Genomic DNA, 22937 nt, shown 5'->3' on the forward strand with positions numbered 1-22937 from the left:
CAGTCAGACCGCGCGCTTCTTCAGCTTGCGGCGCTCGCGCTCGGAGAGGCCGCCCCAGATGCCGAAGCGCTCGTCGTGCTCGAGGGCGTACTCGAGGCACTCCTTGCGCACCTCGCACCCCGTGCAGACCTTCTTCGCCTCGCGCGTGGAGCCGCCCTTCTCCGGAAAGAAGGCCTCAGGATCGGTCTGCGCGCACAGCGACCGCTCCTGCCAGGACAACTCAGTCGGCTCGGACTCGTCGATTTCATCGGCGGTGATCAGGTGAAGCTCGTGCAACATGGTCCCTCCTCGACCTCGGCACTCGACCCGGACTTCATGTCTGTCACACCCAAAAGTGTTACGACATGTCCGTAATTACATGCGTGTCATACGTGCGTCGTCAAGCCGGACGGGATAGTGAGCGCTGAGCGGTCGGCCGGTGCATCCGCAATCCGACGGCCTGCGACGATGTGCCCATGCGCATCACCGTGATCTCCGGGGGCGAACCCGGTGCCCGATTCACCCGCGGCCTGCTCGACCACCTCGAGCACCACCCCGACCTCGGGGGCGCGGAGGTCACCGTCATCGCCAACACCGGCGACGACATCTCCCTGTGGGGACTGCGGCTCTGCCCCGACCTCGACCTGCTCGTGGAGGCACTCGGGACGGCGGGGGGCGCCGGGTCCTCCCACGTCGTCGGTGACGAGCTGGCGGCGCTCGGTCTGGAGCCGCAGTGGTACCCGGTCTCCGACCGTGAGATGGGTGTCCACGTCGCCCGCACCGCCTGGCTGGGCCGGGGCGACTCCCTGAGCCAGGTCACCGCCCACCTCGCTCGGACCCGCGGGGTGCCCGACACCGTACGCATCCTGCCGATGTCCGATGTCCCCGTCGAGACGCACGTCGTGCTCGACGGCCCCGAGGACCAGCGTGCGGTGCACGTGCAGCAGTGGCGCCGCGAGCTCGCGAGCCCCGGCGCCGCGCGCTTCGTCGTCGCGGGCCTGGACCGCGCGCACCCCGGCACCGAGGTCCTCGACGCCGTCCGCAGCGCCGACGTCGTGCTCCTGCCCCCGAGCGACCCCGTCCTCGCGCTGGGCATCGTCCTGGGCGTCCCCGGGGTGCGTGACGCCCTGCGCGGCACCTCCGCCCCCGTGGTGGGCGTGAGCCCCGTCGTCGACGACGTCCCGGCCCCGCAGCCGCTCGCGGCCTCCCTGGCGACCGTCGGAGTCGTCACCTCCGGCGGCGTCGCCGGGCTCTTCAAGGACCTGCTCGACGGCTGGGTCGTCGACCCCGCCGATGCAGGTGCAGCGCCTGCCGGGTCCCGCTGGGCCACCGCAGCGCACACCGCGCCGCTCGCGGAGTCCGCCCCGGCGGACGTCGCCGCCACCGCGCTGGCGCACGCACTCTCCCTTCGCTCCTGAGCGGGCGGCTCACCACCGGGTGGGCAGGTGGGTCGGCAGGCTGCGACGCGGTCCGCGTCGCGGCCGGCGCGCGGCCGCCGTGACCACCCGCTGCGCGCGGTAGCGCTGTCCCTCGTACGGCGCCAGGAGCTCGGCCATCCGCGCGTCGTCCCCGATCGTGCCGTCCAGGGCCAGGGTCACGTCCTTGGCCACGTGGTAGTCGCCGAAGCTCGGCGAGTCCGCGTCGCCCAGTGCCCGCTGGGCGACCTCGGCGGCCGTCCACACGCCGATCCCCGGTAGCGAGCGCATCCGACGCTGCGCCTCCTGCAGCGGCAGGTCGGCGCACTCGTCGAGGCGTCCCGCGACACGCATCGCGGCGACGACGGTGCGCGAGCGCGAGCCGTCCACCCCGGCCCGGACCCAGGCCCACGACGGGATCCGGGCCCACTGCGCCGGACTCGGCGGCGCGACCAGCCCCCGCTCCTCCCCCGGCCCCGGCGCCGGGCTGCCGAACCGGCGGACGAGCTGCCGCAGGCTGCTGAAGGCCTCGCGGCCGGTGACCTTCTGCTCGATCACCGAGCACACGAGCATCTGCGACACGAGTGCGTTGGCGGGCACGCGCCAACCGGACTGGCGGGGCCACTCCCGCGCGACGAGGTCGTGGTGCGGGGTGAAGCCGCTCGGGTCGTCGCGGGCACCGAGCAGGTCGGGGAGCCGCTCCAACATCCACTCCCCTCCCCCGCCCCAGGCGCGGGCGAGGACCTCGTCCGCGTCCTGGACGAGGTGCAGGGTCACCGAACCCTCGGGAGTGCTCCAGGCGAACCACCAGCCGTCCCTGCCCCGCTCGCTGGTGGGATCACCCGATCCGCGGACGAAGGGGGCCAGCGTCCGGTCGACGTCGAGCGGCGCGGGCGGCCGGTGCCGTCGGGTCCTCACGGGAGCACCGTGGCGATAGGTTGGCGACGATGCGACCGACCGAGCACGTCCTGGACATGTTCGCCGTGCCGGGCGACACCGAGCCGGTGCCGGGCGGTCAGCACGAGAGCGTCCGCGCGGGGGACCTCGTCCTCTCCCCGGGGCGCGACGCGAGCACCCGGGACGCCCTCAGCCCCCGCATCGCCCGGCTGGCCGTCGACCTCGACACCCGCCGCGGACGGGACCACCGGGACCTGCGGATCGCGATGCCGGTCCCGGCCCGGGACGGCAGCTGGGTCGTCGACGGCTGGGCCGCCACGCGCTTCGAGCCCGGCGCCGTGCCGCTCACCGATCTCGTGGCCACGCGCGCGGTCGGTGCGGTGCTCCACGCCGAGCTGGCCCGGCACGTGCCCGACCCGGGTCTGCCCCATCGGGAGGACCGGTGGGCGTGGGCAGAGCGGGTCGCCTTCGGCGAGGCGTCCGTGCCCGTAGGGCTCGGCACGGACGGCACAGAGCTGCTGCAGGTGCTGGTCGACCATCGCGAGGACACACCGCTCGGGCCCGACCAGCTCGTGCACGCCGACCTCGCAGGCACCGTGCTCCTGGACCCGCGCGGGGCCCCGGTCGTCGTCGACATCACCCCCTACCGACGCCCGGTCCTGTGGGCCGAGGCCGTCCTCGTGCTCGACTCGGTGCTGTGGCACGCGGCCGACCCCGCGGTCATGGACGAGTGGGCCACGGGGGCCGCCGGCGCGGCGATGGTCCGGGCGGCGATCTTCCGGCTGGTCGGGGGCCGTCAGGCCGACGCCCCGGCCTGCGCCCACGCGCTCGGGCCGCTGCTCGCCGGGCTCGGGGCCTGAGCGGGTCACCGCCGCCTCCCCGGGTCGACCGGCAGGGTCCCCGACGCCGGCAGCTGCTCGGGCAGGACGTGGTGCGAGCGGCCCCACAGCCAGCCGGCCCCGGCCCACACGACGTCACCGAGGACGGTGAGGAAGCGGGAGACCACCACCACCGCCGCCGCGGCGGACAGCGACAGCTCGGTCGCGAGGATCAGCACCAGGATGCCGTCGCGCACCCCGACACCGGCCGGCACGACGACGCTGAAGGTCCCGATGCCCACGGCGAGCAGGTAACCGCAGACGGCGACGAGGAGGAGGCGGGAGAGGTCCGGGTCACCGGGTGCCAGGCCGCGGGCCAGCACCCACACCGACAGTCCCCCGACGAGCCAGGAGCCGGTGAACCACGCGCTCGAGACACCGATCGCGGCCGCCCCCAGGTCGTGCTCGAGCGGGGGACGGCGCAGCAGCCGCAGCGCGTGGCGAATGCCGTGGTTGAGCAGGGGCGGCCACAGCAGGGGCAGCAGCAGGGCGATGGCCAGCGGCACACTCCACCACGGGAGGGTCACCTGACCACGCGTGAGCAGCACGGGCAGTGCTGGCAGACCGGCCGCCAGTCCGGTCAGGGCGGACAGGCCGATGCACAGCAGACCTCCGACCGCGGTGCGCCGCCGGGGCACACCCAGCCGGGCGGCCATCTCGGTCTGCACCACGACCGACCACACCGACCCGGGCAGGTACTTGCCCAGCTGGCCGACGAAGAAGACGCCGCTCGCGGCGGCGATGTGCAGCCGGGACCCGAGGTCGGCGAGGAGCACCCGCCACCCGAGGACGGTGAGCAAGGGGGAGAACAGCGCCAGAAGTGTGGCGGCGGCGAGGGTGGCCGGCCCGAGGCGGCCGAGGTCGGAGCGCACGGCCTCCCAGTTGGTCCACAGCGCCACGCCCACCACGACGAGGACGACGACGAGGAAGCCGACTCGCAGCACGTCGACGACGTGCCGACGCGTGGTGCGCACCGCCGGCTGGTCCACCTCGCTCATCCCGGTGCAGCCTATGCGACCGGACGGCCGTCGGGAGCGGAGGTTCCCCCTTCGTAGGGTGGCCCCATGACCGACCCCGCCTCCGTCCTCTCCACCCTCAACGACCGGGACTCGTCCGCTCCGCGGGTCACCTGCTACGACGACGTGCCCGGCCCCACCGCGGGCGAGCGCATCGAGCTGTCGGGGCGCGTCCTCGGTACGTGGGTGAGCAAGGCCGGCAACGCCCTCCAGGAGGAGTGGGACATCGAGCCCGGGTCGGTGGTCCGCCTGTCGATGCAGCCGCACTGGCGCCTGCTCTACTGGGCCTGGGCCGTGTGGTCGGTCGGGGCGCACGTCGACCTCGACGGCGACCTCGCCGCGGACCTCGTGGTCACCGACGACGCCGGGTCGCTCCCCGTCGACGGACCCGCCGTGCTCGTCACCCGCGGCGCGCTCGCCCGCTCGGCCGGGACCGACCTCGCCGACTCGGTGATGGACGAGGCGGCCGAGCTGGCCTCCTTCGGTGACGACTTCGCGGCCTGGCAGGAGCCCGACGAGGAGGACCTCGCCCTCACGCTCGGCGGCACCTCGCTCACCCACGGCGCGGCAGTCGCCGACGTCGTCGCGGAGGTGCCGGTGGCGAAGGGGGCACGCGTGCACCTCGTCGACCCGACTGCCGGCGACCTGCTGCGCACGGCGATGGCCGTCTGGGCCGGTGGCGGCTCCCTCGTGCTGCAGCTGGGCGAGGTCGACACGGAGACACTGACCCGTCGTGCCACGAGCGAGGGCGTCACCGCCGACCGGTCCGGGGACCAGCGGGGGTGACGCCCTCGTGCGTCACGTCGATCAGGCCGGGACACGCACCTCGCGCTCGAGGGCCTGCCAGGTGACGGCACCGACGTAGCCGGTCCTCGTCAGCCGGTTGCGCTCCTGCAGGGACCGCACCGCCTGCTCGGTGGTGGGGCCGTAGGTACCGTCCGCGGCCACACCGAGCCGCGACTGGAGAGCCGTGACGGCGGGTCCGGTCGAGCCCGGCTTGAGGACCGTCGTGCGGTAGGCGAGGAAGGGGTACTTCGTCGCCTCGAGCGCGTCCCAGGTCTGCTCCTCGACGATGCCGGTGACAGGGAGCCCGTGGGCGGCCTGGAAGCTGCGCACCGCCGTCGCCGTCGCCGCGCCGAACACCCCGTCGACGGCGACGCCGCCGACGACCTGCTGGACCTTCTTCACGCCCGCGCTGCGCGCCCCCTCGGACAGGACCATCGACTTCAGCCGCGCGAACTCGGTCGTCGTGGCGACGGTGGCCACCCCGGCGGAGCCGAGGAAGGCGGCCGGCGAGACGGACTGGGCACCGCCGCCGCGGGACAGGAGCGCCTCCCACGTCTTCGCGCCCACGATGCCGTCGGCCTTGAGGGACTTGCTGCGCTGGAAGGACTTGACCGCCGACTCGGTGTTCGAGCCGAAGATCCCGTCCTCCTTCAGGTCCAGGACGCTCTGCAGCCGCTTGACCGCCGCACCCCGCGAACCCCGCCGCACCGTCGCCGGGATCGACGTCGAGGAGGACGAGTCGTCCTTCGACGAGCTGTCGTCCTTCGAGCCACCGGAGGTCGACGAGCGCTTGCCGAGCAGCACCTCCCACGTCTTCGCCCCGACGATGCCGTCGGCCTTCAGGGACTTGCTGCGCTGGAAGGACTTGACCGCCGACTCGGTGTTCGAGCCGAAGATGCCGTCCGCCTTCAGGTCCAGGACGTTCTGCAGCTGCTTGACCGCAGCACCCCGCGAGCCCCGCCGCACCGTCGCCGGGATCGACGTCGAGGAGGACGAGTCGTCCGTCGACGAGCCGCCCGACGTGGAGGAGCTGTCGCCCTTGGAGGCACCCGCGACGGACGAGCGCTTGCCGAGCAGCACCTCCCACGTGTTCGCGCCGACGATGCCGTCGGCCTTCAGGGACTTGCTGCGCTGGAAGGACTTGACCGCCGACTCGGTGTTCGAGCCGAAGATGCCGTCCGCCTTCAGGTCCAGGACGTTCTGCAGCTGCTTGACCGCAGCACCCCGCGAGCCCCGCCGCACCGTCGCCGGGATCTTCGTCGAGGAGGACGAGTCGTCCGTCGACGAGTTGCCCGACGTCGCCGTCCTCTTGTACGACATGCCCTTCAGGGCCTTCCAGACGTTGCTGTCCACGACGCCGGTGGTCTTCAGCGACTTCCTGCGCTGGAAGGACTTGACCGACGACTCGGTGTTCGACCCGAAGATGCCGTCCACACCGATGCGCAGGATCTTCTGCAGCTCCCTGACCGCGGCACCCGTCGACCCACGACGCACCGTCGCCGGGATCTTCGTCGACGACGAGTCACCCGTCGAGGTGGCCGTCTTCTTGTACGACATGCCCTTCAGGGCCTTCCAGACGTTGCTGTCCACGACGCCGGTGGTCTTCAGCGACTTCCTGCGCTGGAAGGACTTGACCGACGACTCGGTGTTCGACCCGAAGATGCCGTCCACACCGATGCGCAGGATCTTCTGCAGCTCCCTGACCGCGGCACCCGTCGACCCACGACGCACGGTCGCCGGGATGTCCTTGCTCGTGGTCTCCGAGGTACCCGTCCTCGTGTAGCTCTTGCCGGTGAGGGCCTTCCACACGTTGCCGTCGACGACACCGTTGACCTTGAGCGACTTGTCCTCCTGGAACTCCCGCACGGCGGCATCGGTCCTCGACCCGAAGACGCCGTCGACGGAGAGTCCGAGGATGCGCTGGAGTGACTTGACCGACTCGCCGCGCGAGCCGAGGCGGACGGTGTCCTGGGTCGGCGTCGTCGTGGTGACCTCCCCGCGGGCCGGGACCTCGCCCAGGGCGACCATCCGGTCCCAGGTGGCCCTGTCCAGCACGCCGGTGGCGGCGAGGCGGTGGTTGCGCTGCCAGGAGATCAACGCGCTCTTCGTCGCGGGACCGAAGACCCCGTCGGCCGTGACGCCGATGACCTGCTGCGCGAGCTGCACCTCCGGAGCGCGCGCGCCCTCGCTGAGGACCGGGTAGGACGTGGGGGGCGTGAGCGGGATCGACGGGCCGGAGGGCGAGGTCGAGACCCCGGTCCAGGCCTTGCCGGTCCACCACGACGTGCGCTGCATCGCGCCGTCCCAGCTGAAACTGAAGTGGATGTGGTCCGTGTGCGGGTTGGGGCCGTTGTAGTCGCGCCAGCCGGCCTCCATCTGGTAGGTACCCCAGATCTTGCGGTCCCAGATGACGTACATGACGCCGAACCGGCGGGCCATCGCTCCCTGCCGCCCCTGGGCGTCCGGAGCCATGAGCCAGGCCAGCACCGAGTCCGCGACGCCACGCTCGTGCCGGTCGTAGGCGTTGAGCATCCAGTCCAGGGCGCGCCCCTCGGAGTGCTCGGTGACGCCACTGGTGCAGGTGCGCGAGATCCCGTAGTTGTACTCGCTGTAGTGGCTGGCCATGAGGCGGGCGAATGCGAGCACCCCGGGCTTTGCCTGCGGGTCGCACGTGTCCTGCGGGACGTACGGCGAGGCGACGTCGAGATCGCCGGGCAGGTTGTTGTTCGTCGGCGGGCTGGGAACAGCGGCACGAGCCACGTTCCCGGTGGCGAGGGGGAGGGCGAATGCCGGGATGAGGGCGGCACCAACCAGGCGGACGGAACGTGACACGCGGCTGCTCCTAGGTGAGGGCACGGGCAGGGGTAGCCCGATCAGGACTACGTCACCCTCATTCGTCACACTCGTCACTCGGTGCTCAGAAGTCAGGCCAGTCACTCTTATTCCATGGGTCACGAAGGACACGCCAGCCCCACTCGGCAATTACATACCTGTCATTCCGCATGCACGGCGGGGATGCACCCGGTGGCCGCCCACCCCCTTCGCCCGCATCCATGTGCTCCCCGCCCACAATCCGGACGCGCCGCTCTGGTTAGGCTCGGGGCATGGACAAAGTTGTCACCTCACCGGCAGAGGCCGTCGCGGACATCCCCGACGGCGCCACGCTCGCGGTGGGCGGCTTCGGGTTGTGCGGCATCCCGAGCGTGCTCATCGACTCCGTCCGCGCGAAGGGGGTGACCGACCTCGAGTGCGTCTCCAACAACTGCGGCGTCGACGACTGGGGGCTGGGGGTCCTGCTCGGCGGTGGCCAGATCCGACGGATGGTCTCCTCCTACGTCGGCGAGAACAAGGAGTTCGTCCGGCAGTACCTCTCCGGGGAGCTCGAGGTCGAGCTGACCCCGCAGGGCACCCTCGCCGAGAAGCTGCGCGCCGGAGGTTCCGGCATCGCCGGCTTCTGGACCCGCACCGGGGTGGCCACCCAGATCGCCGAGGGCGGACTGCCCTGGCGCTACGACTCCGAGGGCAATGTCTCCGTCTCCTCCCCCGCCAAGGAGACCCGCACCTTCGAGGTCAAGGAGCGCACTCCGGAGGGCACGACCGCCACCGTGGAGCACGAGTTCGTGCTCGAGCCGGCCATCACGGCCGACTTCGCCCTGGTACGCGCGTGGAAGGGCGACCGCCACGGGAACCTCGTCTTCCGCACCACTTCCCGCAACTTCAACCCGCTGTGCGCCATGGCCGGCCTGGTGACGATCGCCGAGGTCGAGGAGCTCGTCGAGCCCGGTGAGATCGACCCCGACCACGTGCACCTGCCGGGCATCTACGTCCAGCGGGTCGTGCCGCTGACCCCGGAGCAGGCCGCCGACAAGCGCATCGAGAAGCGCACCGTCCGTGACGAGAGCAAGGAGGCCTGACATGGCCCTCAACCGTGAGCAGATGGCCGCACGAGCCGCCCAGGAGCTCCACGACGGTGACTACGTCAACCTCGGGATCGGCATGCCGACACTCGTCCCGAACTACGTGCCGGACGACGTCGAGATCGTGCTCCAGTCCGAGAACGGCATCCTCGGCGTCGGCCCGTACCCGACCGAGGACGCCGTGGACGCGGACATGATCAACGCCGGCAAGGAGACGGTGACCCTGCGCAAGGGTGCCTCGATCTTCGACTCCGCGACGAGCTTCGCCATGATCCGCGGCGGCAAGGTCGACGCCGCGATCCTCGGCGCGATGCAGGTCGCCGAGAACGGCGACATCGCCAACTGGATGATCCCCGGGAAGATGGTCAAGGGCATGGGCGGCGCGATGGACCTCGTCCACGGCGCCAAGAAGGTCATCGTCCTCATGGACCACACCGCCAAGGACGGCACGCCGAAGATCCTCACGGAGTGCGAGCTGCCGCTGACCGGCAAGGGTGTCGTGCAGCGGATCATCACCGACCTGGCCGTCATCGACGTCACCGACGACGGGCTCGTCCTGCGCGAGCTGGCTCCCGATGTGACCGAGCAGGAGGTCCGGGAGAAGACGGGGGCCACGCTCACCGTCGAGCTGACCTGATCCATACGAGTTACAGGGGCCGCGTGGCCGCTCCCGGACGAAGGGGCGGGGCGCGGCCCTTGGGCTTGTTGGCGGTCGTGCGGAGCAGGCAAGGGGTGGCCCTTGGCGCCCAGCCCGCACCCGTGATCTCCAACTCACCTCGAGCTCGTCGGTGCGGGCTGGGGCCTGAGTCGGGCCACGCCCTTCCCTGCGTCCGCCCTCCCCCGTGCCTGCGCGGCCGAGTCCCGCCGTCAGCTCCCGTCGTCGGGCTTGGCGAGGTGCTTGGGGCTGGTGAGGAAGCCGATGCCCCAGGCCCAGTGCATGGTCGCGATCGCGAGGGGGACGCGCGTGCGGACCGGCGTCGGCTCCCCCTTCGAGATCAGCCACCCGCCGGCGGTGACCGCTGCGGCGTAGCCCGCGGGGACCAGCCAGGCGGGACGCCACGCGAGGCCGAGGACCCCTGCGGCGACCGTGCCGAGCACCATCGCCGGCGGGGCCAGGTAGCGGGCGTTCGCCGTCCCGGGGTGCTGGCGGGCGACGACCCGGCGCCAGCGTCCGTAGTTGAAGTACTGGTCGGCCAGTCGCCCCACTGTGGAGCGGGGGCGGTAGGTGACGACGAGGTCGGGCGTGAACCACACCCGACCCCCACCGGAACGGATGCGGTGGTTCATCTCCCAGTCCTGCGCCCGGGCGAAGTGGGGGTCGTAGCCGCCGACGCGCTCGAGGGCCTCCCTCCGGAAGACCCCGAGGTAGACGGTGTCGGCCTCCCCGGCCACCCCACCGGTGTGGAAGCGCGAGCCCCCCACTCCCAGAGGGCTCTTCATCGCACACGCGATCGCCCGCTCGAGGCCGCTGACCCCGATCGCGTTCATGATCCCACCGACGTTGTCGGCCCCCGTCTCCTCGAGGGTGGCGACGGCCGTGCTCAGGTAGTCCGCCGGGATCTCGGCATGCGCGTCCACCCGCGCGATGACCTCTCCGGTGGACGCCGCGATCGCGGCGTTGAGCGCGTCCGGGGTCCGCCCGGAGGGGTTCGACACCGTCCGTACGCGCGGGTCCGCTGCCGTCAGCTCGGCCGCGACCTCGGCGGTGCGGTCGCTGGAGGGCCCGAGGGCGAGGACGACCTCCAGCTCGCCCGGCCAGTCCTGACGCAGGATCTGCCCGACCGAGTCCGCGAGGTGCCGCTCCTCGTCCAGGACGGGCATGATGACGCTCACTCGGGACAACACGGGCTCCAGTATGGACACAGTCATGGCCACTGCTACCGGGACTCGCCGCTGGCGTCGTGCGGCTTCCCCGTCTTTGCTCTTATCCTCGGTCGCATGCCTGATCGCCCCTCCCGCCCCCGTCGCCCCTCCGGCGGTCGCCCCTCCGGCAGTCCAGACGGTGACGACGCGATCACCTTCGACGCGCGACGCGGCGGCCGGCGGGACGGCGACGACACGGCCAGGGCGATCCCGATCGGACGCCGCGAACGCCCCGCACGACCGGCGCCCACCGGCGGCGAGCGCTCCCCCGGGCAGCGGCCACCGGCCGCCCAGACCCCGCCGGCAAGGCGACGAGCGGCCGCAGGGGCACGCCCCAACCCCCGGGACGAGCCCCGCACCCGCGTCATGCCCACCGGCACCCCGCCGGCACGCCCGTCCGGGGGCGGTCCTCGCGGTGGCGGGCCGCAGCGCCCGACAGGCGGTCACGGGGCCGGTGGGGGGCCGCACGACCGAGGCGCCCCGTCCCGTCCGCGGCGGCGCCGGCCCGGCCGCAGGTTCGTCTCCGTCCTGCTCGTCCTCGTGGTGGCATGGGCCCTCGGCATGTTCTGGGCCGTCAGCGCCTCGTGGGCGGAGGTCGGCACCGTCGACGCCTCCCCCGACGGCGACCGGCCGGCCAGCGAGGGACGCAACGTGCTTCTCGTCGGCAGCGACTCCCGCGCCGGGCTGACCCCCGAGGAGCGCGAGGAGCTGGGTACCGGCAGCGACACCGGGGGCGCGCGCACCGACTCGATCCTCGTGCTGCACACCGGCAGCGGTCCCTCCACGCTCCTGTCCATCCCCCGCGACTCCTACGTCGAGATCCCGGGACACGGGATGAACAAGATCAACGCCTCCTTCAGCATCGGCGGCGCCGAGTTGCTCACGGAGACGATCGAGCACAACACGGGCCTGGAGATGGACGGCTACATGGAGATCGGCTTCGGCGGCTTCGCCGGCGTCGTCGACGCCGTGGGCGGGGTCGAGATCTGCGTCGAGAACGCCATGGACGACGAGAAGGCCCACATCAACCTCGAACCCGGGTGCCAGGTCCTCGACGGCAAGACCGCACTGGGGTACGTGCGCGCCCGCTACTCCGACCCCCAGGGCGACCTGGGTCGGGCCCAGCGGCAGCGGGAGTTCCTCGGCGCGCTCTCGGACAAGATGATCTCCCCCGCCAACCTGCTGCTGCCGTGGCGGGTGCACTCCCTGGGCACCTCGACCGCCGGCGCGCTGACCGTGGGCGAGGACGACTCGATGATCAGCACCGCCATGGCGCTCTGGGCCTTCCGGGGGATCTCCTCGGGAGACGGCAACTCCATGGTCGTCCCCACGAGTGGCACCAGCGTGCCGACACCGGTCGGGTCCGTCGTCGTGTGGGACGAGACCCGGTCGGAGCAGCTCTTCGCGGACCTGCGTGCGGACGAGCCACTGTCGGTCACACCCGATGACGGCTGAGGGGCGTACCCCAGCGCGGTGAGCGCGGTCACACGGACGTTAGTGTGCTGCCATGGACAACAGCATTGACAAGATCGGGGTCGTCGGCTGCGGCCTCATGGGTGCGGGTATCGCCGAGGTGTGTGCTCGCGCCGGCTCGGACGTCGTCGTCGTGGAGTCGAGCCAGGAGCGCGCCGACGCCGGCCGCGGCCGACTGGAGAAGTCGCTGCGGCGGGCCGAGGAGCGTGGCCGCCTCGACAGTGCGGACGCGGCCCTCGAGCGCATCCGGGTCGTGACCGACCTGGGCGAGCTCGCCGACCGGGACATGGTCGTCGAGGCCATCGTCGAGGACGAGTCGGCGAAGGTCGAGCTGTTCAAGCAGCTCGACGAGATCGTCGAGTCGCAGGACGCGATCCTGGCCTCCAACACCAGCTCGATCCCGATCATGAAGCTCGCCACGGTCACCAAGCGCCCGGGCAACGTCCTCGGTGTGCACTTCTTCAACCCGGTCCCGGTGCTCAAGCTCGTCGAGCTCGTCCCCTCCCTGATGACGGAGGAGGAGACGACCGAGCGCGCTCGCGCCTACGTCGACGGCAGGCTCGGCAAGCACGCGATCACCTGCCAGGACCGGGCCGGCTTCGTCGTCAACTCCCTGCTCATCCCCTTCATCCTCAGCGCGATCCGCATGTACGAGTCCGGCTTCGCCACCGCCGAGGACATCGACCAGGGCTTCGTGCTCGGGGCGGCCCACCCGCAGGGCCCGCTGGCGCTGGCGGACCTGATCGGCCTGGACACGACGATGGCCGTCGCCCAGTCGCTCTACGAGGAGTTCAAGGAGCCGCTGTACGCGCCCCCGCCGCTGCTCGCCCGCATGGTCGATGCCAACCTGCTCGGCCGCAAGGTCGGTCGCGGGTTCTACACCTACGACCGTTGAGCCCCGGAGGGAGCCGCCGTGAAGCTGACCGTCATGCAGTTCGTCAGCGTCGACGGGGTCTCCCAGGGGCCGGGTTCGCCCCAGGAGGATCCGAGTGAGGGTTTCACCCGAGGGGGGTGGCTCGTTCCGCACATGGACGCCACCTTCGTCGAGCAGGCCTCCGACTGGCTCGATCACGCCGATGCGCTGCTGCTCGGCCGGCGGACGTACGAGGCCTTCGCCCGTGACTGGCCGCAGATCACCGATCCACGGGATCCCTTCGCGGAGCGGATGAACAGCCTGCCGAAGTACGTGGCCACGCAGACCCTCTCCGACGCGGGCTGGCACCCCACCACCATCGTGACGGGGGACGTCGAGTCCCGGATTGCCGACCTCAGGGCCCAGCCGGGTGGCGAGCTCCAGGTGCATGGCAGCTCGGTGCTCGCCCAGAGCCTGTTCGCGGCCGGCCTGGTCGACGAGGTGCGACTGGTCGTCGCGCCCGTGGTCGTGGGGCAGGGCCGACGGCTCTTTCCCGATGGCGCCACTCCCCTCGGTCTGGGGCTGGTGAGCAGCCGCACGACACCCCAGGGGTTGACCATCCAGGTGTTCCGGACGCGGGGACGGCCCGACTTCGCGGCCTACGCAGGGGTCTCGTCACTGGATTGACCCCGGGACGACGCAGGCGCCGTATCGACGCAGGAGCAGGACGACGGAATGAGTGCCAACAAGCGAACCGTGGAGCGATACCTCGACGGCTTCCGGCGCACGGATCACGCTCAGATCCTGGCTTGTCTCACCAGTGACATCAGGTGGACGGTGTTCGGTGCCTTCGTGCTGGAGGGCAAGGACGCCTACGACGCCGCGATCGAGGGGCCCGGGTTCGCTTGGGTCATTCCCTTGTCACCGGACGACGTCTGGTGAGGGAGGCTCCGGCTGCGTGGAAGCCCGCGGCCGTCCCTACACAAGGCCCTTGAGGAGCTGACGTGCCATCACGACCCGCTGGACCTGATTCGTGCCCTCGTAGATCTGGGTGATTTTCGCGTCGCGCATCATCCGCTCGAGCGGGAAGTCCCGGGTGTAGCCGGCGCCACCGAGCAGCTGCACCGCGTCGGTCGTGACCTTCATGGCCACGTCGGAGGCGTAGCACTTGGCTGCGGCACCGAAGAAGGGCAGGTCCTCGTCGTGGCGCTCGGACTTGGCGGACGCGACGTAGACCATCTGGCGTGCGGCCTCGAGCTCCATCGCCATGTCCGCGAGCATGAACTGGATGCCCTGGAAGTCGGCGATGTGCTTGCCGAACTGCTTGCGCTCCTTGACGTAGGCCAGCGCCTCGTCGAGTGCCCCCTGGGCGATGCCGACCGCCTGGGCGCCGATCGTCACGCGGGTGTGGTCGAGGGTGCGCAGGGCGATCTTCAGGCCCCCGCCCTCCGCCCCGACGATGCGGTCACCGGGGATGCGGCAGTTGTCGAAGTGCAGCTCGCGGGTGGGCGAACCCTTGATGCCGAGCTTGCGCTCCTTCTCGGAGAAGCCGAAACCCTCGTCCGACTTCTCGACGACGAAGGCGGAGATGTTGCCCCCGCGCGGGCCGTCGGGGTCGGTGACCGCCATGACGGTGTAGAGCTCGGACTCACCGGCGTTGGTGATCCACGCCTTCTGCCCGTTGAGGACCCAGTCATCGCCGTCCCTGGTCGCCTTGCAGCGCATGCCCGCGGTGTCGGACCCCGCCTCGCGCTCGGACAGGCCGTAGGAGATGCCCTCGCCCTTGGCGACCCGCGGCATGTAGCGCGCGTTGATCTCGTCGGACCCCCCGAGCATGATCGGCATGGAGCCGAGCTTGTTGACCGCGGGGATGAGCGACGACGAGGCGCAGACGCGGGCGACCTCCTCGATGATGATCGACACCGCCAGCGCGTCGGCTCCGACACCACCGTGCTCCTCCGCGACGTGGGCCGCGTGGAAGTCGGCGTCGACCAGGGCCTTGTTGGCCTCTGCCGGAAAGCGGGACTCCTCGTCGACCGCGGCGGCGAAGGGGGCGATCTTGTCCTCCGCGACCGCCCTCACGGCCTCGCGGATGGCCTCGTGGTCCTCGGAGGTGCGGAACAGGTCGAAATCTGTGTTGGCGCTCACGTCAGGTGATGCTACCCGTGGTGGTGCGTGCGGCGGTCAGGAGTCCGTACCGAAGAGGTCGCGGGTGTAGATCTTGTCGGCGACGTCCTCCAGCGCGGGCGTGCGCCGGTTGGCGATGATGACGTCGCAGACCCGCTTGAACTCCTCGAGGTCGCGCATGACCCGCGAGCCGAAGAAGGTCTCCTCCTCCATCACCGGCTCGTAGACGACCACCTCGACGCCCTTGCCCTTCAGCCGCTTCATGATCCCCTGGATCGAGGAGGCCCGGAAGTTGTCGGAGCCGGACTTCATGATCAGCCGGTGCACCCCGACGACCTGCGGCTCGCGCCGCAGGACGTCCTCGGCGACGAAGTCCTTGCGGGTGCGGTTGGAGTCGACGATCGCCTGCATCAGGTTCTGCGGGACGTCCTGGTAGTTGGCCAGGAGCTGCTTGGTGTCCTTGGGCAGGCAGTAGCCCCCGTACCCGAAGGAGGGGTTGTTGTAGTGCGTGCCGATCCGGGGGTCGTGGCCGACACCGTCGATGATCTGGCGGGTGTTCAGCCCGTTGGTCGCGGCGAAGGTGTCCAGCTCGTTGAAGTAGGCGACGCGCATGGCGAGATAGGTGTTGGCGAAGAGCTTGATCGCCTCGGCCTCGGTCGCGTTCGTCAACAGCACCGGGACCTCGCGGTCCTCCGCGCCCTCGACGAGCAGGTCGGCGAAGCGGCGGGCCCGCTCGCTGACCTCACCGACGACGATGCGGCTGGGGTGGAGGTTGTCCCGCAGGGCCTGCCCCTCACGCAGGAACTCGGGGCTGAAGATCAGGTTGTCGGTACCCAGCTTCTCGCGCAGGGCAGCCGTGAAGCCCACGGGGATCGTCGACTTGACCACCATGACCGCCTCGGGGTTGATCGCCATGACGTCGCTGATGACGCCCTCGACCGAGCTGGTGTTGAAGTAGTTGGTGTCGGCGTCGTAGTCGGTGGGGGTGGCGATGACGACGAAGTCGGCGCCCGCGTAGGCCTTCTCCTTGTCGAGGGTGAAGGTCAGGTCGAGGTCCCGACCCGCGAGGAAGTCGACGATCTGCTCGTCCTCGATCGGGCTCTCCCCGCGGCCCAGCATCTCGACACGTCGGGCATCGATGTCGAAGCCGACGACCTCGTTGTGCTGGGCGAGCAGGACGGCCATCGACAGGCCCACGTACCCGGTGCCCACGACGGCGATCTTCGTTGTCACGTTGCGTTCCCTCACAGAGCTCGACGGTGTCCTGGGGAGGGCTCCCCACGTGGAATTGTGCCGTGTGCGTCACAGAATCCACGACCGGGCGGGCGCGGGCCATTGATTCCCGCGTGCGGTCGGCGTTGGATGGGTGACATGAGCCTCACGCACAGGAACGACACCGAGACGATGCGACGCCTCATTGCCGACCCCGGCACGTGGGTCGTCGTGGGTCTGAGCAACAACGACGACCGCGATGCCCTGCGGGTGGCGCAGTGGCTCAAGAAGGAGATGCACAAGGCGATCATCCCGGTCCATCCCTCCGCGGAGACCGTCGACGGCGACACCGGCTACGCCTCGCTGGCCGACATCCCGGACACCGACATCAAGGTCGTGGACTGCTTCGTCAACTCCGAGCACGTCGGCGAGGTCGTCGACGAGGCCATCGCCCACAAGGAACGCCTCCAGATCGACGCCATCTGGATGCAGCTGGGGGTCGAGGACCCGGCCGCTGCCGACCGCGCCCGGGAGGCCGGCCTGATGGTCGTGATGAACACCTGCCCGAAGATCGAGTGGCGACGCCTGCGTGGCGAGGGCGCGGTGCGCTGACCTAGTCGACCGACCTGCGCCGGCGCAGCCGCTCCCCCTTCGCCCGCGCCTGTGCGGACAGGTCGGCCGCGAAGTCCGCCAGGGACGATCGCAGCCGCGCCGCCTCCCCGCCCTCACCGGCCCCGAGGATCCGGGCGGCCATCAGCCCCGCGTTGCGGGCGCCACCGACGGCCATCGTCGCCACCGGGATCCCCGCGGGCATCTGCACGATCGACAGCAGGGAATCCATGCCGTCGAGGTGCTTCAGCGGCACCGGGACACCCACGACCGGCAAGGTCGTCACCGAGGCGAGCATGCCCGGGAGGTGGGCCGCTCCCCCGGCGCCGGCGATGATGACCCGCAGCCCCCGCGACTCGGCCTGTCGGCCGTACTCGATCATCTCGGTCGGCATCCGGTGCGCGGAGACCACATCGGCCTCGTAGACGATGCCGAGGTCATCGAGCACTTCGGCCGCCGCCTCCATGGTCGGCCAGTCGCTGTCGCTGCCCATGACGAGGGCGACGCGTGGGACCCGGTCCGCGCCGACCTCGGTGCTGCTGCTCCTCGTGTCGCCCATGCTGCTCATTCCTCGATCACTCCCTGGATGTAGTCGGCCGCGTGCCGTGCACGCTCGCGCAGGCCGGTCAGGTCGTCACCGGAGACGTTGACGTGGCCGATCTTGCGCAACGGCCGCACACCCTTGCCGTAGAGGTGCACCTTCAGCTCGGGATCCCTGGCCATGAGGTGCCGGTAGGTCGGGTAGAGGTCGGTGTGCTCCCCGCCGAGCACGTTGCCCATCACCGTCCACGGCGCCCGCGGACGGGGCGAGCCGAGAGGCAGGTCGAGCACCGCACGCAGGTGTTGCTCGAACTGCCCGGTCACGGCACCGTCCATGCTCCAGTGTCCCGAGTTGTGCGGACGCATGGCCAGCTCGTTGACGAGCACGGAGCCGTCGGCGAGCTCGAAGAGCTCGACGGCCATGACGCCGGTGACCTCGAGCGTCGCGGCGATGTCCAGGCCGACGAGGGTCGCAGCCCGGGCGGCCTCCTCGGCCAGGTCCGGGGCGGGGGCGATGACCTCGGTGCAGATGCCGTCCGTCTGGACGGTCTCGACCACCGGCCACGCGGCCGCCTGGCCGGAGGGGCTGCGCGCGAGCAGGACCGCCAGCTCACGGACGAAGGGGACGGCCTCCTCCAGGAGCAACGGCTCACCGCGCTCGGCCGCGGTCGCCAGCCACCCGTCGAGGTCCTCCACGCGATCGGCGACGAGGACCCCCTTCCCGTCGTAGCCACCCCGGGGGGTCTTGGCCACGACCGGCCAGCCCACCTCCGCGGCGAAGGCCGTGACGTCCGCGGCGCTCGAGGCGGCGGTCCACCGCGGGCAGGGCATCCCGGCCGCCGTCAGCGCCTCGCGCATGACGAGCTTGTCCTGGGCGTGGCGCAGGGCCCCGGGTGCGGGGTGGAGGGCGACCCCGTCGTCGACGAGTGCCTGCAGGACCTCCGCGGGCACGTGCTCGTGGTCGAAGGTGACCACGTCGCACTCGCGGGCGAAGGCCCGCACCGCCGCGACGTCGGTGTGCTCGCCGACCGGCGACGAGGGCACGACGAGGGCGGCGCTCGAGCGCGCGTCCTCGACGAGGACGGAGAGGGTCACTCCCAGCTCCGCAGCGGGGCCCGCGCACATGCGGGCGAGCTGGCCGCCGCCGATGATGCCGACGACGGGGAATCCTCCAGGGGCGCGGTGGGGTATCGACACGTGAGCACCCTACGATGCCGCGGTCGCCTCGCGCCGCGTCTACGCTGCGGTGGATGGCCGACTCCACACCGCCGACGGCAGACGCCGACGACGCACCGCGCGATCGGCGGCGGGGACGGCTCACCGGTCTCATCGACACGCTCTGGCACGAGATGGCCAAGTTCGGCGTCGTCGGGGCCCTGGCCTTCGTCATCGACATCGGCGGGATGAACCTGCTGACCAGCACGGTCCTCACGGACAAGGTCACCACGGCCCGGATCATCAGCGGGGTGGTGGCGACCCTCTTCGCGTGGATCGGCAACCGGAGCTGGACCTTCGCGCACCGACGCTCCCGACCGGCCCACCACGAGGTGACGCTCTTCTTCGTCGTCAACGGCGTGGCGCTGGTCATGTCGACGCTGACGCTGGTCATCTCGCACTACGGGCTCGACCTCACGACACGTCTGGCCGACAACACCGCGACGATCCTCGGGATCGGGTTGGGGACCCTCTTCCGCTTCTGGGCCTACCGCCGGGTCGTCTTCATCCACGAACCCCTCGACGTGGGCACCTCGCCGCTGCACCACGAGGAGGAGGACGACGGGGTCGCTCACCCCTGAGCCGGCTCAGCGTCGGCCGGGCCCGGAGAGGAAGACCGTGAAGACCGCGGGCTGGGCCTGCACGAGCTCCAGGCGGCCACCGTTGCGCTCGGCGAGCTGTCGCGCCAGTCCGAGCCCGAGACCGGAGCCGCTCGAGGTCACCGACCGCTCGAAGATGTGGGGCGCGATCGCAGTGGGGACCCCCTCCCCCTCGTCCTGGACCTCGAGGACGACCGATCCGATCGACCCGCGCATGGTGATCGTCACCCGGCCGTCACCGTGGGCCAGGGAGTTCTCGATGAGGCTCTGCAGGATCTGCGCGAGGTCCATCGGGGCGCACCGCACCGCCAGACCGGGCGGTCCGTCCACCCGCATCGTGCGGTGGGCGGCGGTGAAGGCCGGTTGGTACTCGCGCTGCAGGCCCGCGAGCACGGAGTCCAGGGAGATCTCCGGGATCTCCTCGCCCTCCTGCGTCCGCGAGCGCAGGGTGTCGACGACCCCGCTCAGCCGCTCGACCTGGGTCACGGCCACGGCGGCCTCGTCGCGGATGACGTCGAGGTCGTCGGTCTCGGCGATCTCCTCGAGACGCATCAGCAGGGCCGTCAGCGGCGTGCGCAGCTGGTGCGAGGCGTCAGCCGCGAAGTCCCGGTCCAGTGCGCGCTGACGCGCCAGCTCACCGGCCAGACGGGCGATCGCCTGCGTCGTCGCGTCGATGTCGGTCAGGCCGACGTTGGTGCGCGGGAGCGCGCCGCCCCCCTCGCGGATCGTCTCGACCTGGGCGGTGATGAAGGTCAGACCCCGCGCCCGCCGGCCGTCGATGACCCGCAGCACCGCCAGGGCGGCCAGGGCCACCAGACCGGCACCGACCGCCGGTGCGATGACGACCCAGGCCTCGGGATCGAGCCCGAGCACGCTCTGTCCGTCGGCGACGACGACGAGGACGAGCCCGAGCACGAGGGCGGTGACCGCCGCGCCACCGAGGGCCACCGCGAGCAGCAGCCGACGGACCAGCGCGCCGTAGCTCACGAGTCGAAACGGAATCCCACGCCGCGCACCGTCGCGATGTGTGTCGGGTCCGCGACGTCGTCACCGAGCTTGCGACGCAGGACGGAGATGTGCATGTCCAGTGCCTTGGTCGAGCCGTACCACTCGGTCTCCCAGACCTCGCCCATCAGCTGCTCGCGGGTGACGACGCGGCCCCGCTCGCGCACGAGGACGCTGAGCACGGAGAACTCCTTGGCCGTCAGCGGCAGCTCCTCGCCGTGGAACCACACGCGGCGGCTGTCGAGGTCCAGGCGCAGGGGGCCGCTCGGCTCGAGCGCCTCGTCGTTGCGTCGACGCAGCAGCGCGCGCACGCGGGCCATGAGCTCCGCGAGACGGAAGGGCTTGGTGACGTAGTCGTCGGCTCCGGCGTCGAGTCCGACGACGGTGTCGACCTCGTCGGCGCGGGCGGTGAGGATGAGGACGGGGACGTCGGAACCGGTGGCGCGCATCCGTCGGCACACCTCGAGCCCGTCGAGGGTCGGTAGCCCCAGATCGAGGACCAGCAGGTCGGGAGGCGTCCCGAGGGCGACGTCGAGGGCCTCGCGGCCGTCGGCGTGCACGGTCACGTCGTACCCCTCGCGCACGAGAGCACGTGCCAGGGGGTCGGAGATGGCGGTGTCGTCCTCGGCCAGCAGCACTCGGGTCATGGTCGGATCATAGGAACTCATCCTCAGACGTGCGCGGTGACATCGGCGGTGCGCCGCGCTCCCCTGACCCGGACGAGCCGGCTCGGGACGACCTCACCGATGCCACGCAGCGACCGACGGCGCGTCGGGACGGCGGCGAAGCCGCTGAGCGGTTCGAGCAACCGGGTGAGGGCGTCGTCGACGTAGACGCCGCCCGGCGGCGCGACGGAGGTCAGCCGGCTGGCGCGGTTGACCGTCGTGCCGAAGACGTCGCCGAGCCGACGCACGACCGGGCCGTGGGCCATCCCGATCCGTGCCTCCGGGAGGAGGTCGTCCTCGGTCATGGCCTCGACGAGGTCGAGGGCGATGGCGGCCGCGGGAGCGACCTCGAAGGTCTGGAAGAGCACCTCGTCACCCACCGTCTTCACGACTCGCCCGCCGTGGGCGGTGACGATGTCCGTGCACAGGTCCTCGAATCGCTGGACCAGCCGCGCGAGGTCCCGCTCCGTGAGACGGCGCACGACCGAGGTGAAGTTGACCAGGTCGGCGAACCCGATGACCGACATCCGGCCGGCTTCCTCCTCGACGGAGAGCAGCCGCTGGATCGTCGCGGTCAGCTGCCGTCGCCACACGTAGAGCAGGAGGGGCTCGAGGTCGTCGGCGAGGCCGGACAGCCAGGCCGCGGCGACCTCGGAGTCGCCGATGGCCTCCTCCTCGGTCGGCTCGTCGTCACCGTGGCGCTGGCGGGAGACCTCCTCGAGGACCAGCTGCGCCTGCCACGCGGCGAGGCGGTCCATGGTCCGTGCGAGAGCGCGGGTCATCGACAGCGCGAACTCCTCGGGGAACTCGCCCTCCCTGACCAACCGGGCCACCCGCGCGAGCGCCTCAAGGTCGGCCTCGGTGAACATGTCGTCGCCCTCCTGGACGATGGGGAAGCCCATCGCGTGCCAGAACTTGCGGGCGGAGCGCACCGACACCCCGGCGCCGCGGGAGACCTGGCGCCGTCCCATCGACGCGGGCCGGCCGAGCAGGACGCGCTCGAACTCCTCCGGCGCGCGGTCGTCCGGGAGGTCCGACTCGTCGGGGCCGTGCCCGTGGGTTCCTTCGTACGGCACAGCACCTCCGTGGCGGTCGATGGGTCAGTGGGGCGACGCGCCGGGCAGTCGGATGTGCTGCACGTCACCTGCCGCCACGGTATCCGAGCCACGCGCCCCGGTGACACACAGCCGTCCCTCGAGGTCCAGGCCGGTGGTCTCGACCTCCTCCCGGGTGCCGTCGGGGTGGTGCACGACGACGCGGCGCCCGAGGGTGGCGCAGGCGCCGGCATAGGCCGCCCGGACCTGCTCGGCCGAGTCGCCGCCCTCCGTCAGGGCGGCGTGCCGGTGCCGCAGGTGGGTGAGGACCGCTGCCGCGAGCGTGGTCCGGTCGACCTGTGCACCGACGAGGCGAAGGGAGGTGGCCGTCTCCACCGGCAGGTCACCGCGGTCGTGGCCCACGTTGATGCCGATGCCCACGACCACGCGCCCGTCGGGCCGCGACTGGCACAGGATGCCGCAGACCTTCCGGTCCCCGTCGCCCGGGAGGAGGACGTCGTTGGGCCACTTCAGGTGGGCGTCCACCCCTTCGTCCACGAGCGCGGAGCGCACGGCCAGTCCCGTCGCGAGGGGCAGCCACCCCGGGGGCTGCACCGGGGGCACGACCACCGACATGGCCAGGGAGGCCCCGGGCGTGTCCTGCCACGGACGCCCGAGACGCCCCCGGCCGGCCGTCTGGTGCTCGGTGACGACCGGTGACCACAGTGCCCCGCGCTCCGCCGCAGCAGCGTTCGTCGAGCCGACCCGGGGCAGGTGGACGACATCGCCCCACCCCTCCTCGGGCGGGAGCAGGGTGGTCAGTCGTTGGACGTCCATCGGGGTCGGCACACCGG

General features: G+C 71.4%; 24 protein-coding genes. 11 read left to right on the top strand and 13 right to left on the bottom strand.

The genetic code is table 11. From position 1 onward, the window contains the following. Positions 1-3 precede the first annotated feature (3 nt). Entirely contained in the window at positions 4-279 is a 276-nt protein-coding gene (locus PVE36_RS11045; protein WP_277242072.1) for a WhiB family transcriptional regulator, read from the bottom strand. A gap of 176 nt (positions 280-455) precedes the next feature. Here PVE36_RS11045 and PVE36_RS11050 point away from each other — a divergent pair, with 176 nt between their 5' ends. Beyond that, positions 456-1397, top strand: a complete 942-nt coding sequence (locus PVE36_RS11050; protein ID WP_277452348.1) for a 2-phospho-L-lactate transferase CofD family protein — start codon at positions 456-458, stop codon at positions 1395-1397. Positions 1398-1406: 9 nt separating this feature from the next. On the opposite strand, the gene PVE36_RS11055 is transcribed toward PVE36_RS11050, so the two are convergent. Beyond that, complete coding sequence (locus PVE36_RS11055; protein WP_277452349.1) at positions 1407-2312, bottom strand: DNA-3-methyladenine glycosylase 2 family protein; 906 nt, start codon at positions 2310-2312, stop codon at positions 1407-1409. Between the two features lie 29 nt (positions 2313-2341). On the opposite strand from PVE36_RS11055, the gene PVE36_RS11060 reads away from it, so the two are divergent. Then, on the top strand, positions 2342-3151 hold the full coding sequence (locus PVE36_RS11060; RefSeq protein WP_277452351.1) for an aminoglycoside phosphotransferase: 810 nt from the start codon (positions 2342-2344) through the stop codon (positions 3149-3151). A gap of 5 nt (positions 3152-3156) precedes the next feature. Here PVE36_RS11060 and PVE36_RS11065 read toward each other — a convergent pair whose 3' ends face one another. Further along, positions 3157-4167, bottom strand: coding sequence for a lysylphosphatidylglycerol synthase domain-containing protein (locus tag PVE36_RS11065; protein ID WP_277452353.1), 1011 nt, complete (start codon positions 4165-4167; stop codon positions 3157-3159). 66 nt (positions 4168-4233) lie between these two features. On the opposite strand from PVE36_RS11065, the gene PVE36_RS11070 reads away from it, so the two are divergent. Beyond that, positions 4234-4971: a TIGR03089 family protein gene (locus PVE36_RS11070; RefSeq protein ID WP_277452354.1), complete on the top strand. Its 738-nt coding sequence runs from the start codon at positions 4234-4236 to the stop codon at positions 4969-4971. A gap of 21 nt (positions 4972-4992) precedes the next feature. Here PVE36_RS11070 and PVE36_RS11075 read toward each other — a convergent pair whose 3' ends face one another. Beyond that, positions 4993-7803, bottom strand: a complete 2811-nt coding sequence (locus PVE36_RS11075; RefSeq protein WP_277452356.1) for a peptidoglycan-binding protein — start codon at positions 7801-7803, stop codon at positions 4993-4995. Positions 7804-8075: 272 nt separating this feature from the next. On the opposite strand from PVE36_RS11075, the gene PVE36_RS11080 reads away from it, so the two are divergent. Together PVE36_RS11080 and PVE36_RS11085 are read left to right on the top strand one after the other, a co-directional pair. Continuing rightward, the gene (locus PVE36_RS11080) at positions 8076-8885 is read left to right on the top strand and encodes a CoA transferase subunit A (protein WP_277452357.1); all 810 of its coding nucleotides are present in this window, start codon (positions 8076-8078) and stop codon (positions 8883-8885) included. Position 8886: 1 nt separating this feature from the next. After that, entirely contained in the window at positions 8887-9525 is a 639-nt protein-coding gene (locus tag PVE36_RS11085; RefSeq protein ID WP_277452358.1) for a CoA transferase subunit B, read from the top strand. Positions 9526-9755: 230 nt separating this feature from the next. Here the strand turns inward: PVE36_RS11085 and PVE36_RS11090 are convergent, their stop codons facing one another. After that, complete coding sequence (locus PVE36_RS11090; protein ID WP_277452359.1) at positions 9756-10757, bottom strand: glycosyltransferase family 2 protein; 1002 nt, start codon at positions 10755-10757, stop codon at positions 9756-9758. A gap of 69 nt (positions 10758-10826) precedes the next feature. On the opposite strand from PVE36_RS11090, the gene PVE36_RS11095 reads away from it, so the two are divergent. The 4 genes from PVE36_RS11095 to PVE36_RS11110 are packed head-to-tail and all read left to right on the top strand — an operon-like array spanning position 10827 to position 14019. After that, on the top strand, positions 10827-12206 hold the full coding sequence (locus PVE36_RS11095) for an LCP family protein (protein ID WP_277452360.1): 1380 nt from the start codon (positions 10827-10829) through the stop codon (positions 12204-12206). Positions 12207-12258: 52 nt separating this feature from the next. Further along, the gene (locus tag PVE36_RS11100; RefSeq protein ID WP_277452362.1) at positions 12259-13119 is read left to right on the top strand and encodes a 3-hydroxybutyryl-CoA dehydrogenase; all 861 of its coding nucleotides are present in this window, start codon (positions 12259-12261) and stop codon (positions 13117-13119) included. Between the two features lie 18 nt (positions 13120-13137). Beyond that, on the top strand, positions 13138-13764 hold the full coding sequence (locus tag PVE36_RS11105; RefSeq protein WP_277452364.1) for a dihydrofolate reductase family protein: 627 nt from the start codon (positions 13138-13140) through the stop codon (positions 13762-13764). Positions 13765-13812: 48 nt separating this feature from the next. Further along, entirely contained in the window at positions 13813-14019 is a 207-nt protein-coding gene (locus PVE36_RS11110) for a hypothetical protein (RefSeq protein WP_277452365.1), read from the top strand. Positions 14020-14055: 36 nt separating this feature from the next. Here PVE36_RS11110 and PVE36_RS11115 read toward each other — a convergent pair whose 3' ends face one another. Continuing rightward, positions 14056-15225: an acyl-CoA dehydrogenase family protein gene (locus tag PVE36_RS11115; protein WP_277452366.1), complete on the bottom strand. Its 1170-nt coding sequence runs from the start codon at positions 15223-15225 to the stop codon at positions 14056-14058. A 36-nt stretch (positions 15226-15261) separates the two neighbouring features. Then, complete coding sequence (locus PVE36_RS11120) at positions 15262-16437, bottom strand: nucleotide sugar dehydrogenase (protein ID WP_277452367.1); 1176 nt, start codon at positions 16435-16437, stop codon at positions 15262-15264. A gap of 138 nt (positions 16438-16575) precedes the next feature. Between PVE36_RS11120 and PVE36_RS11125 the strand changes: the two genes are divergently transcribed. After that, complete coding sequence (locus tag PVE36_RS11125; protein WP_277452369.1) at positions 16576-17028, top strand: CoA-binding protein; 453 nt, start codon at positions 16576-16578, stop codon at positions 17026-17028. A 1-nt stretch (position 17029) separates the two neighbouring features. Here the strand turns inward: PVE36_RS11125 and purE are convergent, their stop codons facing one another. Continuing rightward, entirely contained in the window at positions 17030-17584 is a 555-nt protein-coding gene (gene purE / locus PVE36_RS11130; protein ID WP_277455822.1) for a 5-(carboxyamino)imidazole ribonucleotide mutase, read from the bottom strand. Positions 17585-17589: 5 nt separating this feature from the next. Further along, a complete protein-coding gene (locus tag PVE36_RS11135) occupies positions 17590-18762 on the bottom strand; it encodes a 5-(carboxyamino)imidazole ribonucleotide synthase (protein WP_277452370.1) in 1173 nt (390 codons plus the stop codon). Positions 18763-18815: 53 nt separating this feature from the next. Between PVE36_RS11135 and PVE36_RS11140 the strand changes: the two genes are divergently transcribed. After that, entirely contained in the window at positions 18816-19361 is a 546-nt protein-coding gene (locus PVE36_RS11140) for a GtrA family protein (protein WP_277452371.1), read from the top strand. Positions 19362-19367: 6 nt separating this feature from the next. Here the strand turns inward: PVE36_RS11140 and PVE36_RS11145 are convergent, their stop codons facing one another. From PVE36_RS11145 to PVE36_RS11160, 4 genes are read right to left on the bottom strand one after another with little or no spacing between them, the layout of a single operon-like run. After that, entirely contained in the window at positions 19368-20366 is a 999-nt protein-coding gene (locus PVE36_RS11145) for a HAMP domain-containing sensor histidine kinase (protein WP_277452373.1), read from the bottom strand. Then, positions 20363-21031 (bottom strand): response regulator transcription factor, encoded by a 669-nt coding sequence (locus PVE36_RS11150; RefSeq protein WP_277242101.1) that lies wholly within the window; start codon positions 21029-21031, stop codon positions 20363-20365. The genes PVE36_RS11145 and PVE36_RS11150 overlap by 4 nt, the downstream gene beginning before the upstream one ends. Before the next feature lie 23 nt (positions 21032-21054). Beyond that, positions 21055-22125 (bottom strand): adenylate/guanylate cyclase domain-containing protein, encoded by a 1071-nt coding sequence (locus tag PVE36_RS11155; RefSeq protein WP_277452380.1) that lies wholly within the window; start codon positions 22123-22125, stop codon positions 21055-21057. A gap of 24 nt (positions 22126-22149) precedes the next feature. Continuing rightward, positions 22150-22932 carry a biotin--[acetyl-CoA-carboxylase] ligase gene (locus PVE36_RS11160; protein ID WP_277452383.1) on the bottom strand — a complete coding sequence of 261 codons (783 nt, stop codon included), beginning with the start codon at positions 22930-22932 and terminating at the stop codon, positions 22150-22152. Positions 22933-22937: the final 5 nt, after the last annotated feature.

Origin of the sequence: Janibacter sp. DB-40 (genome assembly GCF_029510815.1) — a bacterium.
Classification (GTDB): domain Bacteria; phylum Actinomycetota; class Actinomycetes; order Actinomycetales; family Dermatophilaceae; genus Janibacter.

What these genes read in the sequence shown, in the direction of transcription:
- PVE36_RS11045 (WP_277242072.1), bottom strand. Translation starts at nt 279, where the DNA reads ATGTTGCACGAGCTTCACCTGATCACCGCCGATGAAATCGACGAGTCC.
- PVE36_RS11050 (WP_277452348.1), top strand. Translation starts at nt 456, where the DNA reads ATGCGCATCACCGTGATCTCCGGGGGCGAACCCGGTGCCCGATTCACC.
- PVE36_RS11060 (WP_277452351.1), top strand. Translation starts at nt 2,342, where the DNA reads ATGCGACCGACCGAGCACGTCCTGGACATGTTCGCCGTGCCGGGCGAC.
- PVE36_RS11065 (WP_277452353.1), bottom strand. Translation starts at nt 4,167, where the DNA reads ATGAGCGAGGTGGACCAGCCGGCGGTGCGCACCACGCGTCGGCACGTC.
- PVE36_RS11070 (WP_277452354.1), top strand. Translation starts at nt 4,234, where the DNA reads ATGACCGACCCCGCCTCCGTCCTCTCCACCCTCAACGACCGGGACTCG.
- PVE36_RS11080 (WP_277452357.1), top strand. Translation starts at nt 8,076, where the DNA reads ATGGACAAAGTTGTCACCTCACCGGCAGAGGCCGTCGCGGACATCCCC.
- PVE36_RS11085 (WP_277452358.1), top strand. Translation starts at nt 8,887, where the DNA reads ATGGCCCTCAACCGTGAGCAGATGGCCGCACGAGCCGCCCAGGAGCTC.
- PVE36_RS11090 (WP_277452359.1), bottom strand. Translation starts at nt 10,757, where the DNA reads ATGACTGTGTCCATACTGGAGCCCGTGTTGTCCCGAGTGAGCGTCATC.
- PVE36_RS11095 (WP_277452360.1), top strand. Translation starts at nt 10,827, where the DNA reads ATGCCTGATCGCCCCTCCCGCCCCCGTCGCCCCTCCGGCGGTCGCCCC.
- PVE36_RS11100 (WP_277452362.1), top strand. Translation starts at nt 12,259, where the DNA reads ATGGACAACAGCATTGACAAGATCGGGGTCGTCGGCTGCGGCCTCATG.
- PVE36_RS11110 (WP_277452365.1), top strand. Translation starts at nt 13,813, where the DNA reads ATGAGTGCCAACAAGCGAACCGTGGAGCGATACCTCGACGGCTTCCGG.
- PVE36_RS11125 (WP_277452369.1), top strand. Translation starts at nt 16,576, where the DNA reads ATGAGCCTCACGCACAGGAACGACACCGAGACGATGCGACGCCTCATT.
- purE (WP_277455822.1), bottom strand. Translation starts at nt 17,584, where the DNA reads ATGGGCGACACGAGGAGCAGCAGCACCGAGGTCGGCGCGGACCGGGTC.
- PVE36_RS11140 (WP_277452371.1), top strand. Translation starts at nt 18,816, where the DNA reads ATGGCCGACTCCACACCGCCGACGGCAGACGCCGACGACGCACCGCGC.
- PVE36_RS11150 (WP_277242101.1), bottom strand. Translation starts at nt 21,031, where the DNA reads ATGACCCGAGTGCTGCTGGCCGAGGACGACACCGCCATCTCCGACCCC.